Below are 14,712 nucleotides of genomic sequence, written 5' to 3'. Positions count from 1 at the left end.
GCATGACCGGTACATCAAATCTCTTGGAGCTCATGACGCGGAATCTGCGTCAGAGCGGCATCTACATCGCGTTCGTGTTCATCGTCCTGCTCTTCGCGGTGCTCACCGGCGGCACGCTGCTGAGCCCGGGCAACCTCACCAACCTGGTGCTGCAGTACTCCTACATCCTGATCCTCGCGATCGGCATGGTGATGATCATCGTCGCCGGGCACATCGACCTCTCGGTGGGTTCGGTGGTGGCGCTCACCGGCGCCGTGGCCGCCGTCGTGGTGATCAGGGAGGGCATGCCCTGGTGGGTCGGCATCATCGCCGCGCTCATCACCGGCGTCCTGGTGGGCATCTGGCAGGGGTTCTGGGTGGCGATCGTGGGGATCCCCGCGTTCATCGTCACCCTGGCGGGCATGCTGATCTTCCGCGGGCTGACCATGCAGGTGCTGGACAACGTCTCGCTCTCCCCGTTCCCCGCTGAGTACCAGCGGATCGCCGGAGGTTTCCTCAACGGGCTGCTCGGCGGACCCGGCTACGACGTGTTCACCCTGGTGATCTTCGCCCTGGCGGCGGTCGGCTTCGGCGTCCAGCAGTGGCGGGTGCGGATGCGCAAGCTCGAGTACAAGCAGTCGGTGGAGGCGCTGTGGCTCTTCGCGGTCAAGGTGCTGCTGGTCGCCGCGGTCATCATGGCCTTCGGCTGGCGACTGGCCAATGCGCGCGGTCTGCCCATCGTGCTGATCCTGCTCGCGGTCCTGGTGCTGATCTACGGCTTCGTCACCCAGCGCACCGTCTTCGGTCGCCACATCTACGCCATGGGCGGCAACCTCGACGCGGCCAAGCTCTCGGGTGTGAAGACCAAGCGGGTGAACTTCCTGCTCTTCGTGAACATGGGCGTGCTGGCGGCCATCGCCGGCATCGTCTACTCGGCGCGGTCGAACTCGGCGCAGCCCGGGGCGGGCAACATGTTCGAGCTGGACGCGATCGCCGCGGCCTTCATCGGCGGAGCGGCGGTCACCGGCGGTGTCGGCAAGGTTCAGGGCGCCATCATCGGCGGCCTGATCATGGCGGTGATGTCCAACGGCATGCAGATCATGGGCATCGACCAGTCCACCCAGAACGTCGTCCGCGGCGTGGTGCTGGTGCTCGCCGTGGCCTTCGACGTGTGGAGCAAGAAGCGGTCCTCCGTGAGCGCCTGACCTCGGCCGAAGGGCAACCGAATACGTCATCGAGTGTGCGATCTGTGCAGCTTCTGCAGCCATCTCCGGCTGAATTCCTGCACAGATCGCACACTCGATGTCGTGAGGATGAACCAACGCGCGCTGTGACGCCGCCTACTTCTGGAAGTATGAGGGAATGAGCATCGATTCCGAACAGCACACATCGGTAGTCCGCAGCGACTGGGCCCCCGTGGACGAGCGGCGACTCTTCCTCGGCGAGGGCGCACGCTTCCTGGAGACCGGGGTCAGCCCGGTTTCGGAGGCCGAACAGCCGGGCACCGCCCAGCACCCCTTCGTGCTCGTCGACATCATGGACGGCACCCTGTACTCCACCAGCGCCGAGCCCGGCTCGGGGCTGACCCTGCAGGGAAGCGTGGACGAGCCGCTCGGCGCGGTGGCCCCGGTGCGTCAGCACAGCTCCGCCCCCGACGGGCGCTGGGTCGCGGCGCTCGGCACGGGCCTGGCCCTGCTGGAACGCTCCGCCACCGGTGAGCTGCAGGTCATCCAGGCGCTGGGCGAGCCCGCCGCCGACCGCTCCTCGGTGCCGCTGCGGATGAACGACGCCGTGGCCGACCCGCACGGCCGCTTCTGGGCCGGGGCCATGGCCTATGACGGTGACGCCGGGCAGGGCTTCCTGCTGCGCCTGGACCCCGACGGGTCCATCCACATCGTGCTCGAGGATCTGGCCATCCCCAACGGCCCGGCGTTCAGCGCCGACGGCGCCACCATGTACCTCTCCGACACCCCGACCGGATGGATCCGCCGCTACCGGGTGGACATCGCCACCGGTGCGCTCGACGCCGGCGAGGACTTCATCCATATCAGCGAGGGCGGCCCCGACGGGATGACCGTCGACGCCGAGGACTGCCTCTGGTCCGCCGTCTGGGGCGGGTCCTGCCTGCACCGCTACTCACCCTCAGGTGAACTGCTCGAACGCATCGACGTTCCGGTCCGGCAGCCCACCTCGATCGCGCTCAGCGCAGCCCCGCCCTACCGGGTGATGGTCACCTCCGCCACCCAGCACCTCGAGGAGCCCATCGACCACGACGGACGCGTGATCACCGCCGAGGTCAGCGTCGCGGGACGTCCCGCGGTGAGCTGGCGGCCCAGCTCGCAGCAGGAGCCGCAGGCCAACTGGGCCGGAAACCTCACCTACTCCAGCGCCCGGCTGGAGCGGCCCCGCTCGATCGACGAACTGGCCCGGCTGGTCGCGGAGTCCGAGCAGGTCAAGGCGCTGGGCAGCCGGCACAGCTTCAGCTCCGTGGCCGACACCACCGGCACCCTGATCGAACTCACCGCGATGCCGCGGGTCTTCACCCTCGATGCCGAGGCCGGCACGGTCACCTTCGACGCGGCCACCCGCTACGGAGACCTCGCCGCCGCGCTGCAGGCGGAGGGCTGGGCGCTGCCGAACATGGCCTCGCTGCCGCACATCACCGTGGCCGGGTCGGTGGCCACCGGCACCCACGGATCCGGCGACCGCAATCCGCCGCTGGCCTCCTCCGTGCGCAGCCTCGACATGGTCCTCGCCGACGGCAGCCTGCGCACCTTCCGCCGCGGCGACGCCGACTTCGACGGCGCAGTGGTCAGCCTGGGCGCCCTCGGGGTGGTCACCACGCTCACCCTCGACGTGATCCCCAGCTTCGAGGTCCGCCAGGACATCTACGAGGGCGTCAGCTGGGACGGCGTCCTGGAGAACTTCGAGGAGCTCACCGGTTCGGCCTACAGCGTCAGCCTGTTCACCCGCTGGGCCGGGGAGGACTTCGGTCTGGTCTGGATGAAGTCCACGCAGGAGCCCCCGGCCGAGGTGCTGGGCGTCACCGCGCGGCGCGAGGACATCGGTCTCGCCGGAGGACCTCCGGAGTTCGCCACCGAACAGGGCGGACGGTGGGGGAGCTGGGACCAGCGCCTGCCGCACTTCCGGCTGGACTTCACCCCCAGCAACGGCGACGAGCTGCAGACCGAGTACCTGCTTCCACGCGAGAACGCCGTGGAGGGACTCCGCCGGATGCGCGCCCTCAGCGCCGAGATCGAACCGCTGCTGCTGGTCAGCGAGATCCGCACCATGGCGGCTGATGAGCAGTGGATGAGCGGCGCCTCCGGCCGAGAGACCGTCGGGTTCCACTTCACCTGGCTGCAGCGCGAGGGGGAGGTCGCCGCGCTGCTGCCGCGCCTGGAGGAGCAGCTGCTCCCGCTCGGGGCCCGTCCACACTGGGGCAAGCGCTTCGCCACCACCGACATCGCGAGCTTCTACCCGCGGGTGGACGACTTCACCCGGCTGGTGAAGGAACTGGATCCCACGGGCACGTTCCGCAATGCGTTCCTCAACGACCTGCTCTTCGGCGCAGAGTCGGGGGAGTCGCGCGGCTAGGGCCGGCATACAGAGCGGGGCCGGCACGGCAGCATCCTGTCGTGTCCGGTCCAGCTCTGCCCCGCCCCTGAGGCGTCCGGCTCCGGCTCTCGCCGGGACGCGCGCGATCGAATTAGTTGCGCGGTGATGTGTTTTGCGACACAAGGCGTAAGGTTGACGCGGATCACATTCCTGCTGCCGCCGAGGAGTCCGATTGACCGAGTCACCCGAAGTCCACCAGTCCACCCGCACGTCCGCCGGACGCCCCCTGCGGGTGGCCATCATCGGCCACGCCTTCATGGGCGTCGCCCACACCCACGCCTGGCGGACCGCTCCGCGATTCTTCGACCTCGGCCACGCCCCTGAGATCGCCCTGCTGGTCGGACGGGACGAGGCTCGCACCCGCGCCGCGGCCGAGCGCCTGCAGATCGCGGAGATCGAGACCGACTGGCGCCGCGCCGTCGAACGCGAGGACATCGACGTCGTCGACATCTGCACCCCGGGCGACACCCACGCCGAGATCGCCCTGGCGGCCCTGGCCGCGGGCAAGCACGTGCTGTGCGAGAAGCCGCTGGCGAACTCGGTGGCCGAGGCCGAAGCGATGACGGCGGCCGCCGAACGGGCCGCGGCCTCCGGGGTCCGGACCTTCTGCGGATTCAGCTACCGCCGCACCCCCGCACTGGCGCTGGCCAAGCGCTTCGTCGAGGAGGGCCGGCTCGGAGAGATCCGGCACGTGCGCGCCCAGTATCTCCAGGACTGGCTCAGCGACGCCGATACCCCGCTGAACTGGCGACTGGACAAGGACAAGGCCGGCAGCGGAGCCCTCGGGGACATCGGGGCGCATTCGGTGGACGCCGCCCAGTGGGTCTCCGGACAGCTCATCGAGGGCGTCTCGGCCATGCTGCACACCTTTGTGGAGACCCGCCCGCTGGCAGGCACCGCCGAGGGCCTCGGCGGCAGCGCGGAGGCCGGTGCGCCGCGCGGTCCCGTGACGGTCGACGACGCCGCGGCCTTCACCGCCCGGTTCGACGGCGGCGCGATCGGCATCTTCGAGGCGACCCGGTTCGCCCAGGGACGCCGCAACGCCAACCGGCTGGAGATCAACGGCAGTCTGGGCTCCATCGCCTTCGACTTCGAGTCGATGAACACCCTCGAATACTTCGACGCCCGCGACGACCAGGCGGCCCAGGGCTTCCGCACGATCCAGGTCACCGACGCGGTGCACCCCTACACCGATCACTGGTGGCCCGTGGGCCACGGCCTGGGCTACGGGGACCTCTTCGTGCACCAGGTGGCCGACGTCGTCGCAGCTCTCGAGACGGACACCGCTCCGCGCCCCGACTTCGCCGACGCGTTGACGGTCCAGCGGGTGCTCCACGCCGTGGAGGCCAGCGCCCAGGACGAGAGCCGATACACCGCCGTAGACCGCAGAGATTCAGGAGCCTGAGAACACCATGACCAAGACAGCACTCATCGTCCGCGGCGGCTGGGACGGGCACCAGCCCGTGGAGGCCACCGAGATGTTCCTGCCCTTCCTCCAGGCCAACGACTACCAGGTGGCGATCCACGAATCCCCCGAGGTCTATGCCGACGCGGCGACCATGGAGTCTGCGGATCTGATCGTGCAGTGCATGACCATGTCCACCATCGAGAAGGAGCAGCTCGAGGGTCTGCGCACCGCGGTCGCCGCAGGCACCGGACTGGCCGGATGGCACGGCGGCATCGCGGACTCCTATCGCGCCAGCGACGGATACCTGCAGCTGATCGGCGGACAGTTCGCCCATCACCCGGCGGTCCACCCCGACGAGCGCACCGGCGAGCAGTCCGACTACTACACCCCGCATCGCATCGACATCGTGCCCGAGGCGGCCGACCACCCGATCACCGCCGGGATCGAGAGCTTCGACCTGGTCACCGAGCAGTACTGGGTGCTCCACGATCAGCTCATCGACGTGCTCGCCACCACCACCCTGCCGAAGCGGGACTTCGACGACTGGGAGAAGCCGCATGTGAACCCGGCGATCTGGACCCGGCGCTGGGGCCAGGGGCGAGTCTTCGTCTCGACCCCCGGGCACCGCGTCGAGGTGCTGGAGCACCCGAACGTGCGCACCATGATCGAGCGCGGCATGCTCTGGGCCAGCCGATGAGCGCCGCAGCAGGGTCGTCGCAGGCAACATCGCAGGGCGCGCCGCAGGGACCGCAGCGCACGCTCAACGTCGGACTGATCGGGGCCGGCAACATCAGCGGGCAGTACCTGCAGACGCTGAACCGGCTGGCTGACCTGAACCTGGTCGCCGTCGCCGACCTCGACATCGACCGCGCCCGACAGGTCGCCGAAGCCGGCGGCGCCCAGGGCATGAGCGTGGAGGAGCTGCTGGCCTCCCCGGAGGTCGAGGCGGTCATCAACCTGACCATCCCGCGGGCCCATGCTGAGACCTCGCTGGCCGCCATCGCCGCAGGCAAGGGCGTCTATGTGGAGAAGCCCTTCGCCGCGACCGTGGCCGAGGGCCACCAGATGCTCGCCGCCGCCGAGGCTGCCGGAGTGGTCATGGGCAGCGCACCGGACACGGTGCTCGGGACCGGGGTGCAGACCGCACGCGCCGCCGTCGACTCCGGGAAGATCGGCACCCCGATGAGCGCGGTGGCCACCATGGTCACCGCCGGTCACGAGAGCTGGCACCCCAACCCTGACTTCTACTACCAGCCCGGCGGCGGACCGCTGCTGGACATGGGCCCCTACTACGTCACCAGCCTGATCACCCTGCTGGGACCGGTGACCACTGTCATCGGCGCCGCCAGCGCGCTGCGCACCGAGCGGGAGATCGGGTCCGGGCCTCGGGCCGGGGAGAAGCTGAGCGTGAGCACGCCGAGCCACATCACCGGGGCGCTGATCCATGAGTCGGGCGCCATCTCGACCCTGGTGATGAGCTTCGACGGCACCGCGAGTCAGGCGCCGCCGATTGAGGTCCACGGCACCGAAGGGTCGATGACGGTCCCGGACCCGAACCACTTCGCCGGGGAGGTGCAGATCGCACGCGACCGCGGCCAGTGGCAGACGCTGGAGACCGCCGGCGGCTACGTCCAGGCGGCCCGCGGCTACGGACTGGCCGACCTGCTCTGGTCCGGCGCCTTCGACGGCGACCCCGGGCTCGGCCGTGCCCAGGGCGCCCTGGGGCTGCACGTGCTCGAGGTGATGGCCGGGGTGCTCAGCGCCGCGGAGACCGGGGCGTCGGTGAGCATCAGCTCGCGGGCGGATCGTCCGAGCGCGGTGCCGCTGGATCCTCGATGAGTCCCGGCTGCGCGGTTCATCTCGGGGGTCCTCTCCGGGGTCCGGTCTGCGGTCTTGTGGGGTCGGCCTAGGCTAAGGGCCATGACCCCGCCCAGCTCCCGGCCCACCATGCGCGACGTCGCGCTGCGCGCGGGCGTGTCGCCTAAGACGGTCTCGAACGTGCTGACCGGGACCGCGCAGGTCCGGGAGCCGACCCGGCTCCGCGTGGAACAGGCGATGCGCGAACTGGACTTCGTGCCCAACCTCAGTGCCCGCGGGCTGCGCAACGGCCGCTCCGGGGTCATCGGACTCGCCCTGCCGGATCTGCGCGCCGCCTTCTCCGCGAGCATGACCCACGCCGTGGTCGAGGCGGCCCACGCCCGCGGACTGGTGGTGCAGGTCGAGGAGACCGCCGCGGAGCCGGGCCGGGAGCACGACCTGGTGACTCGGGCTCGGACCCATCTCATCGACGGCATGATCCTGAATCCCGTGCGGCTGCAGGACAGCGTGGTGGAGCACCTGGACCATCTCCCGCCGATCGTGCTGATCGGCGAGGTGGAGCAGCACCGCACCGACCGGGTCTTCATCGACTCCCGCGCCGCCGCCCGCGACGCCGTCCGCCACCTCCTCGCGCGCGGCGCCCGTCGCATCGTCTCCCTCGGCGGCGCGGAGTCCGGGCCGGGCCTGGACAAGGCCACCCAGGGGCAGCGGCTGCGCGGATACCTCGCCGGCCTCGCCGAGGCGGAGCTGCCTGCACCGGCGGAGCTGCAGACCGAGGTGCCGGAGTGGACCATCGCCGGCGGCGCCGAAGGGATGCGCCAGATCCTGCAGCAGGGCGCACAGTTCGACGCGGTCCTGGCCTTCACGGACTCCATCGCCCTGGGTGCCATGCATGAGCTGCGCAGCTGGGGCGCGCGTCTGCCCGAGGACGTCCTGGTCTGCGGCTTCGACGACGTCGAACACGCGCGTTTTGCCGGAACCCCGCTGACCACGATCGCCTTCGATCACGAGGACTACGCCAATGCGGCGCTGGACCTGCTGACCTCCCGGATGCGGGATCGCGCGCTGCCGCCGCGGGCGGTGGAGATGCCCTACGAGCTTCTCGCCCGAGCCAGCACCACCGGTCCTCCCGCCGGGTTCTCCGGAAGAATCTCCGAAAACTAGTGTGACCTGCACCACAGCTGTGTAGGATGGGCGCAGTCTTTACATCGATGTAAAAGACAACCGATCACGATTGCGGAGCTTTGAGCCCGCGCACGTCCGGAGTGGTGAGTGATGACCGAACTACGCGTCAACCGTCGAAGCGTCCTGGCTGGGGGCCTGGCTGCCGCAGGACTCGCAGCGCTTTCCGGCTGCTCCCCGGGGCAGAACGGCGCCGCGCGAACCCTGCAGTTCTGGCACCTGCTCAGCGGAGGCGACGGCATCGCCCTGCAGGGACTGATCGACGACGTGAACTCCGCCCACCCCGAGTTCCACGTCCGCCCCACCGTGCTGGCCTGGGGCGCGCCCTACTACACGAAGCTCTCCATGGCCGGCGCCGGAGGCCGTGCGCCGGAGCTCGCGGTGATGCACTCCTCCCGCGTGCCCGGCTACGTCCCCGGCGGGCTGCTGGACCCCTGGGACCTGAGCCGGTTCAGCGAGCTCGGCGTGGACGAGTCCACCTTCAGTGAGCCGGTGTGGAACTCCTCGGTGGTCGACGGCGAGCTCTACAGCGTCGCCCTGGACGCGCATCCCTTCATCGCGCTCTACAACACCGACATCTGCGGGCAGGCCGGGGCGCTGGATTCCGACGGCCTGCTCCTGCGCCCCAGCGATCCCGAGGAGTTCCGTGAGATGTGCCGCGAGATCGCCGGGGTCACCGGGACCCATGGCCTCTCCTACGGCTTCATCGGCGACGGGCAGCAGATGTGGCGGCTGTTCTACACGCTCTACTGCCAGCACGGCGCCGAGATGACCTTCCCGCCGGGAGGTCAGGTGGAGATGGACCCCGAGGCCTTCGCCGCGGTGCTGGAGTTCATGCACTCGCTGGCCGACGGCGAGATCGCCGCCCAGCGCGGCACCATCGACGTGGCGATCGCGGAGTTCGCCGCGCAGCGCTCGGGCATCCACTTCACCGGAGTCTGGGAGCTGCCGGCCATGCAGGACGCCGGGGTGCCGGTCGGGGCGACCATGATCCCGCCGCTCTTCGGCGGCAACGCGGTCTACGCGGACTCGCACTCCTTCGTGCTCCCACACCAGAGCGAACCGGACGAGCAGGCCCGCAGCGACACCTACACCGTGGTCGCTGACCTGCTCAAGTCCTCGCTGACCTGGGCCGCGGCGGGTCACATTCCGGCCTACCTGCCGATCGTGGAGGACCCGGCCTATGCCGAGCTCAGGCCCCAGGCGGAGTACGCCGAGGCTGCGGACTATCTGGTCTATGACCCGGTGGCCTGGTTCACCGGATCCGGGTCCAACTTCGTCCAGCAGTTCGGCCAGATCGTCGGCGGCGCGGTGGTCTCGGGCAGCGGCTACGACGAGGCCGCGGAAGACTTCCGCAGCTACGTGAACACCATGCTCGCCCAGCCCAATCCCGCCGATCCTCAGGGAGAACGGTCATGACAGATGTGATGGCAGACCGCAGCGCGGTCGGACCCGACCCGGAGGTGACGCCCGGAGCCGCCTCCGGTCCGCGCCCCGCCCCGCCCACGCGTCGCCAGGCCAGGCGCCGCGGCCAGCTGGTCGCCTGGGCCTTCCTGGCGCCGTTCATGCTGGCCTTCGTGCTCTTCGTCATCTGGCCGCTGATCCACGGGATCTACCTGTCCCTGACGGATCAGTCCCTGACCGGCACCGGCGGCAGCTTCATCGGCCTGCAGAACTACTCGGAGGCGCTCTCCGACGCCGTGATGTGGCGCTCGATCGGCAACACGGTGTGGTTCACCGTGATCACCACGGTGCCGCTGGTGCTCTTCGCGCTGATCATGGCGCTGCTGGTGAACACCGGGCTCCCCGGTCAGTGGCTGTGGCGGCTCTCGTTCTTCATGCCCTTCCTGCTCGCCTCCACTGTGATCTCCCAGATCTGGGTCTGGATCTTCAACCCGGAGATCGGTGCGGCGAACGAGATCCTCAGCGCCGTCGGCCTGGAGCCGATCGCCTGGCTGCAGACCGCCAACGTCGACCTGATCTCGATCGCCATCGCCACCATCTGGTGGACCGTGGGCTTCAACTTCCTGCTCTACCTCGCGGCGCTGCAGAATATCCCGACGCTGCAGTATGAGGCCGCGGCCGTCGACGGGGCCGGACCCTGGCGGCAGCTGTTCTCAATCACGCTGCCGCAGCTGGGACCGGTCACCGGAGTCATCCTGGTCCTGCAGATGCTGGCCTCGCTGAAGCTCTTCGACCAGGCCTACCAGATGATGGACGGCAACTCCTCGGAGAGCTCGCGACCGATCGTGCAGTACATCTTCGAGGCCGGCTTCGTCGGCTACCGCTTCGGCTACGCCTCCGCCATCTCCTACATCTTCTTCGTGCTCATCCTTCTTGTGGGCATCACACAGATGATCGTGCTCCGCCGCCGGAAGGAAGACTCATGAGCGCCACGACGACCATGAACGAGATCGATGCCCCCGGGGCCGATGTCACCCAGGTCAGACGGACCAACAGGATGCCGGGGGAGAAGTCCTTCGGGCTGCTGCGGATCCTGGCGTTCGCCGCCCTGGTGAGCATGGCGGTGCTCTGGCTGCTACCGGTGTTCTGGGCGGTGGTGACCTCCTTCAAGACCGAGACCGACGCCGCCTCCGGAGGCCTCGACCTGATCGGTCCCAGCGGCTTCACCACCCAGGCCTTCGAGGCGATCCTCTCGCAGGGCAACGTATACGTCTGGGCGCTCAACAGCCTCTGGACCTCCGCGGTGATCACCGCGATCACCGTGGCGATCTCCGCGCTGGCCGCCTACGCCTTCTCCCGGCTGCAGTTCAAGGGCAGCCGCTGGCTCTTCCTGATGGTCATCGCCTCGATCATCGTGCCGTCCCAGGCGCTGATCATCCCGCTCTACTACCAGATGCTGACCTTCAACATGGTCGACACCTACTGGGGGCTGATCCTCCCGCAGGTCGTGATGGCGCCCATCGTGTTCATCCTGAAGAAGTTCTTCGACGCCGTCCCCGTGGAGCTCGAAGACGCGGCCCGGGTCGACGGCGCCGGCCGGCTGCGGGTGTTCTTCTCCGTGGTGCTGCCGCTCTCACGCCCGATCCTCGGCGCGGTGTCGATCTTCGTGTTCATCCAGGCCTGGAACAACTTCCTGTGGCCCTTCCTGATCATCAACGACACCACCCTGATGACCCTGCCGGTCGGGCTGCAGACCGTGCTCAGCGCCTACGGCGTGCAGTACTCCCAGGTCATGGCGCAGGCGGTGCTCGCCGCGCTGCCACTGGTCATCGTCTTCCTCTTCTACCAGCGCCAGATCGTCAAGGGGGTGGCGACCACCGGCTTCGGCGGCCAGTGACCGATCATCCCGACAGAACACGCAGCCCTGCACGCAAGACCTCACACAGCAGCACACACCCCGATCACAAGGAGCACCATGTCCCACGCCCGCATCATCGTCGACCGTGACTTCACCATCGCCGATGTCTCCCCGCGACTCTTCGGCTCCTTCGTGGAGCACATGGGCCGCTGCGTCTACACGGGGATCTACGAGCCCGGCCATCCGGAGGCCGACGACCAGGGATTCCGCAAGGATGTGATGGCCCTGGCCAAGGAGCTCGGCGCCACCGTCGTGCGCTACCCCGGCGGCAACTTCGTCTCGGGCTACAACTGGGAGGACGGGGTGGGACCGCGCGAGGACCGGCCGGTCCGGATCGACGGCGCCTGGCACACCATCGAGACCAACGCCTTCGGCCTCCATGAGTTCGTCGAATGGGCCAGGCGGGCGGACATGGAGGTCATGGAAGCGATCAACCTGGGCACCCGGGGCGTGGACGAGGCCCGGGCGCTGGTCGAATACGCCAACCACCCCTCCGGCACCTACTGGTCCGACCTGCGCCGCGAACACGCCGCCGCCGCGGGCACCAGTCAGGAGCCCTTCGGCATCAAGCTGTGGTGCCTGGGCAACGAGCTCGACGGCCCCTGGCAGATCGGGCACAAGACCGCCGAGGAGTACGGCCGGCTCGCCCAGGAGGCCGCGAAGGCCATGAAGCTGGTGGACCCCGACATCGAGCTCGTCGCCGTGGGCTCCTCGGGCAAGCAGATGCCCACCTTCGGCACCTGGGAGCAGACCGTGCTCACCCACACCTACGACGAGGTGGACTACATCTCGATGCACGCCTACTACCAGGAGCACGACGGCGACGCCGCCTCGTTCCTGGCCGAGGCGGTGAACATGGACGGCTTCATCGACGGGGTGGTCGCGACGATCGACGCGGTGAAGGCCGCCGGGAAGCACACCAAGCAGATCGACATCTCCTTCGACGAATGGAACGTCTGGTACCAGCAGGGCCTGGACACCGAGGACCAGCCGGATCAGGTGGCCAAGGAGTGGAAGTCCCACCCGCGGCTGATCGAAGACCGGTACTCGGTCACGGACGCCGTCGTCGTCGGCACCCTGATGCACTCGCTGCTGCGCCACGGCGACCGGGTGCGGATCGCCAACCAGGCGCAGCTGGTCAACGTGATCGCCCCGATCCGGTCGGAGGAGAACGGGCCCGCCTGGCGGCAGACCATCTTCTGGCCCTTCGCGCGGATCGCCGAGCTGGCCACCGGAGAGATCCTGCGCCTGGTCGTCGGCGCCGACCAGCAGCCCACCGCCCGGCACGGCGACGTCGACGTGATCGACGCCGCCGCCACCCACGACGCCGAGACCGGGGCGCTGACCCTGTTCATCGCGAACCGCGGGCTCGAGGAGGCCGCCGACGTGACCCTGGACCTGCGCGGCTTCACCGCCAGCGAGGTGCTGCGCGCGGAGGTGCTGAGCATCCCCGAAGGCGGTGACCGGCACACCGCCAACGACCTGCAGAGCCAGGAGGCGGTGGGACTGGTGCCGCTGGAGGGCGTCCGGCTCGGGGACTCCGGGCAGAGCACTGCCGTGACCATGAGCCTGCCGGCACTGTCCTGGGCGGTCGTGCAGGTGAAGGTGGCCTGACCAGGGTTGGGGCCTGCCGCAGGGCCGGATTCAGGACGCTCTGTGGCAGGCCACAGTCTGCGGTTGTCCCAAAGCGGGACAGAAAGCGGTTTCTCAGCTACTGTGATGTGGGCCAGCCGAGACCCGATCCAGACGCGGAGGACGCACCATGGGAATGCAGCAAGAGACCACCTGCCACTCGTTGATCGCGGGGAAGTCGACTCCGGGGGTCGCCGGAAGAGTTCGCAGCGTCGACCCCAGCACCGATCGGGAGGAGGGGCCCGAGTTCAGCTTCCTCAGCGAGGGGCAGCTGTGTGCCGCCGTCCAGGCGGCGGATGAGGCGTTCGCGGAGTACCGTGCGCTCGATCCCGCCCGGCGTGCGGCCTTTCTGGAGGATGCGGCACAGAAGGTGGACGCCCAGGGTGAGGAGATCATCAGCACTGCGATGCGGGAGACCGGACTGCCGAGGCAGCGGCTCCAGGGTGAACTGGCCCGTACGGTCAATCAGCTCAGGCTCTTCGCCGGGGTGGCGCGGGAAGGTGACCACTTCGGAGTCCGGATCGACCCCGCACTGCCCGAGCGTGGGCCCCTCCCACGTCCGGACCTCCGCCAGCGCAAGGTGCCCCTCGGTCCCGCGGCAGTCTTCGGAGCGTCGAACTTTCCGCTCGCCTTCTCTGTGGCAGGCGGGGACACTGCCTCCGCGCTCGCCGCCGGATGCCCGGTGGTGTTCAAGGCTCATAACGCACACCCGGCGACCAGTCAGCTGGTGGGTCTGGCGCTCAGCGCAGCGGTCGCCGAAGCCGACCTTCCGGGAGGGGTCTTCTCGTTGGTCTACGGCCGCGGCAATGAGATCGGGCAGCAGCTGGTCAAGGATGCGCGCATCAAGGCCGTCGGGTTCACCGGGTCACGCGGCGGAGGAACAGCCCTGATGGCCACGGCTGCCGCGCGGCCGCAGCCGATTCCTGTCTTCGCCGAGATGAGCTCGATCAACCCGGTGGTGGTCCTCGCTTCAGCGATCGCATCGAGGACGATGAGGGCCGTCCTCGCGGAGGGGTTCATCGGTTCGGTCAACGGTTCCGGTGGACAGCTCTGCACGTCCCCGGGCCTGATGTTCGTGCCAGCGGGGAGTGACGGAGACGCCTTCATTGAGACGGTCGCCGACCAGGTGAGCATGGCGGAAGGGGCGACCATGCTCACGCCCAGCATTTCCACCGCCCGGGTGCGTGGAGAATCCAGGGTGTCCTCGCTGCCAGGAGTCCACGAAGTGGGCCACGGCGTCGAGGGCGCTTCGGCCAATGCGCCGGCGCCCTCGGTGTATTCCGCCGCTGCCACGACCTTTCTGCAGACGCCTGCGCTCGCGGAGGAGGTCTTCGGGGCACACAGCCTCCTCATTCGCTATGCGGATCTGGAGGAGCTGGAGGCCCTGGTGGACCACCTGGAGGGGCAGCTGACCGCGACATTGCACCTGGACCCCGAGGACAGTGGGGACCTGGAGATGGCTCGCAGCATCCTGCCTGCACTTGAGCTGAAGGTCGGACGCGTCCTCGCCAACGGCTGGCCCACCGGTGTTGATGTAGGGGAGGCGATCGTGCATGGCGGCCCCTTTCCCGCCACTGCGGACGGACGCTCCACCTCGGTGGGCACACTCGCAATCGATCGTTTCATGCGCCCAGTGGCATACCAGAACCTACCTGAGGGGCTCCAGCCGGAGGTCGTGCGAGACGCCAACCCGTGGGGCGTGCCGCGCCGGGTGGATGGGGAGTACGACCTCGGCGGCTGAACTGCAGTCAGG

11 protein-coding genes are annotated in these 14,712 nt (G+C 68.9%); all 11 read left to right on the top strand.

Annotated elements, in window-relative coordinates:
- Positions 1-2 precede the first annotated feature (2 nt).
- The 11 genes from mmsB to BCL67_RS06400 all read left to right on the top strand — a co-directional run bounded on the left by mmsB (position 3) and on the right by BCL67_RS06400 (position 14,700).
- Positions 3-1,184: a multiple monosaccharide ABC transporter permease gene (mmsB, locus tag BCL67_RS06450; RefSeq protein WP_106122632.1), complete on the top strand. Its 1,182-nt coding sequence runs from the start codon at positions 3-5 to the stop codon at positions 1,182-1,184.
- A 157-nt stretch (positions 1,185-1,341) separates the two neighbouring features.
- The gene (locus BCL67_RS15910; protein ID WP_181255914.1) at positions 1,342-3,576 is read left to right on the top strand and encodes an SMP-30/gluconolactonase/LRE family protein; all 2,235 of its coding nucleotides are present in this window, start codon (positions 1,342-1,344) and stop codon (positions 3,574-3,576) included.
- A 277-nt stretch (positions 3,577-3,853) separates the two neighbouring features.
- Positions 3,854-5,002: a Gfo/Idh/MocA family protein gene (locus BCL67_RS06440; protein ID WP_106122699.1), complete on the top strand. Its 1,149-nt coding sequence runs from the start codon at positions 3,854-3,856 to the stop codon at positions 5,000-5,002.
- A 7-nt stretch (positions 5,003-5,009) separates the two neighbouring features.
- Positions 5,010-5,702, top strand: coding sequence for a ThuA domain-containing protein (locus tag BCL67_RS06435; RefSeq protein ID WP_106122631.1), 693 nt, complete (start codon positions 5,010-5,012; stop codon positions 5,700-5,702).
- Positions 5,699-6,844: a Gfo/Idh/MocA family protein gene (locus tag BCL67_RS06430; protein WP_106122630.1), complete on the top strand. Its 1,146-nt coding sequence runs from the start codon at positions 5,699-5,701 to the stop codon at positions 6,842-6,844. Before BCL67_RS06435 ends, BCL67_RS06430 begins: the two co-directional genes overlap by 4 nt.
- Before the next feature lie 81 nt (positions 6,845-6,925).
- Positions 6,926-7,987 (top strand): LacI family DNA-binding transcriptional regulator, encoded by a 1,062-nt coding sequence (locus BCL67_RS06425; protein ID WP_106122629.1) that lies wholly within the window; start codon positions 6,926-6,928, stop codon positions 7,985-7,987.
- 111 nt (positions 7,988-8,098) lie between these two features.
- Positions 8,099-9,424, top strand: a complete 1,326-nt coding sequence (locus BCL67_RS06420) for an extracellular solute-binding protein (protein WP_106122628.1) — start codon at positions 8,099-8,101, stop codon at positions 9,422-9,424.
- Positions 9,421-10,395, top strand: a complete 975-nt coding sequence (locus BCL67_RS06415; protein WP_258174804.1) for a carbohydrate ABC transporter permease — start codon at positions 9,421-9,423, stop codon at positions 10,393-10,395. The genes BCL67_RS06420 and BCL67_RS06415 overlap by 4 nt, the downstream gene beginning before the upstream one ends.
- On the top strand, positions 10,392-11,306 hold the full coding sequence (locus tag BCL67_RS06410; RefSeq protein ID WP_374955627.1) for a carbohydrate ABC transporter permease: 915 nt from the start codon (positions 10,392-10,394) through the stop codon (positions 11,304-11,306). The genes BCL67_RS06415 and BCL67_RS06410 overlap by 4 nt, the downstream gene beginning before the upstream one ends.
- Before the next feature lie 78 nt (positions 11,307-11,384).
- Positions 11,385-12,941, top strand: coding sequence for an arabinosylfuranosidase ArfA (gene arfA / locus BCL67_RS06405; protein ID WP_106122627.1), 1,557 nt, complete (start codon positions 11,385-11,387; stop codon positions 12,939-12,941).
- Between the two features lie 148 nt (positions 12,942-13,089).
- Entirely contained in the window at positions 13,090-14,700 is a 1,611-nt protein-coding gene (locus BCL67_RS06400) for an aldehyde dehydrogenase (NADP(+)) (RefSeq protein WP_106122626.1), read from the top strand.
- The last annotated feature ends 12 nt before the right edge of the window (positions 14,701-14,712 follow it).

The organism is Nesterenkonia sandarakina, from assembly GCF_003003175.1.
In the GTDB taxonomy this organism is placed as follows: domain Bacteria; phylum Actinomycetota; class Actinomycetes; order Actinomycetales; family Micrococcaceae; genus Nesterenkonia; species Nesterenkonia sandarakina_A.
Note: the sequence above shows the minus strand (reverse complement) of the source record. Positions and strands in the feature narration are given on the sequence as shown.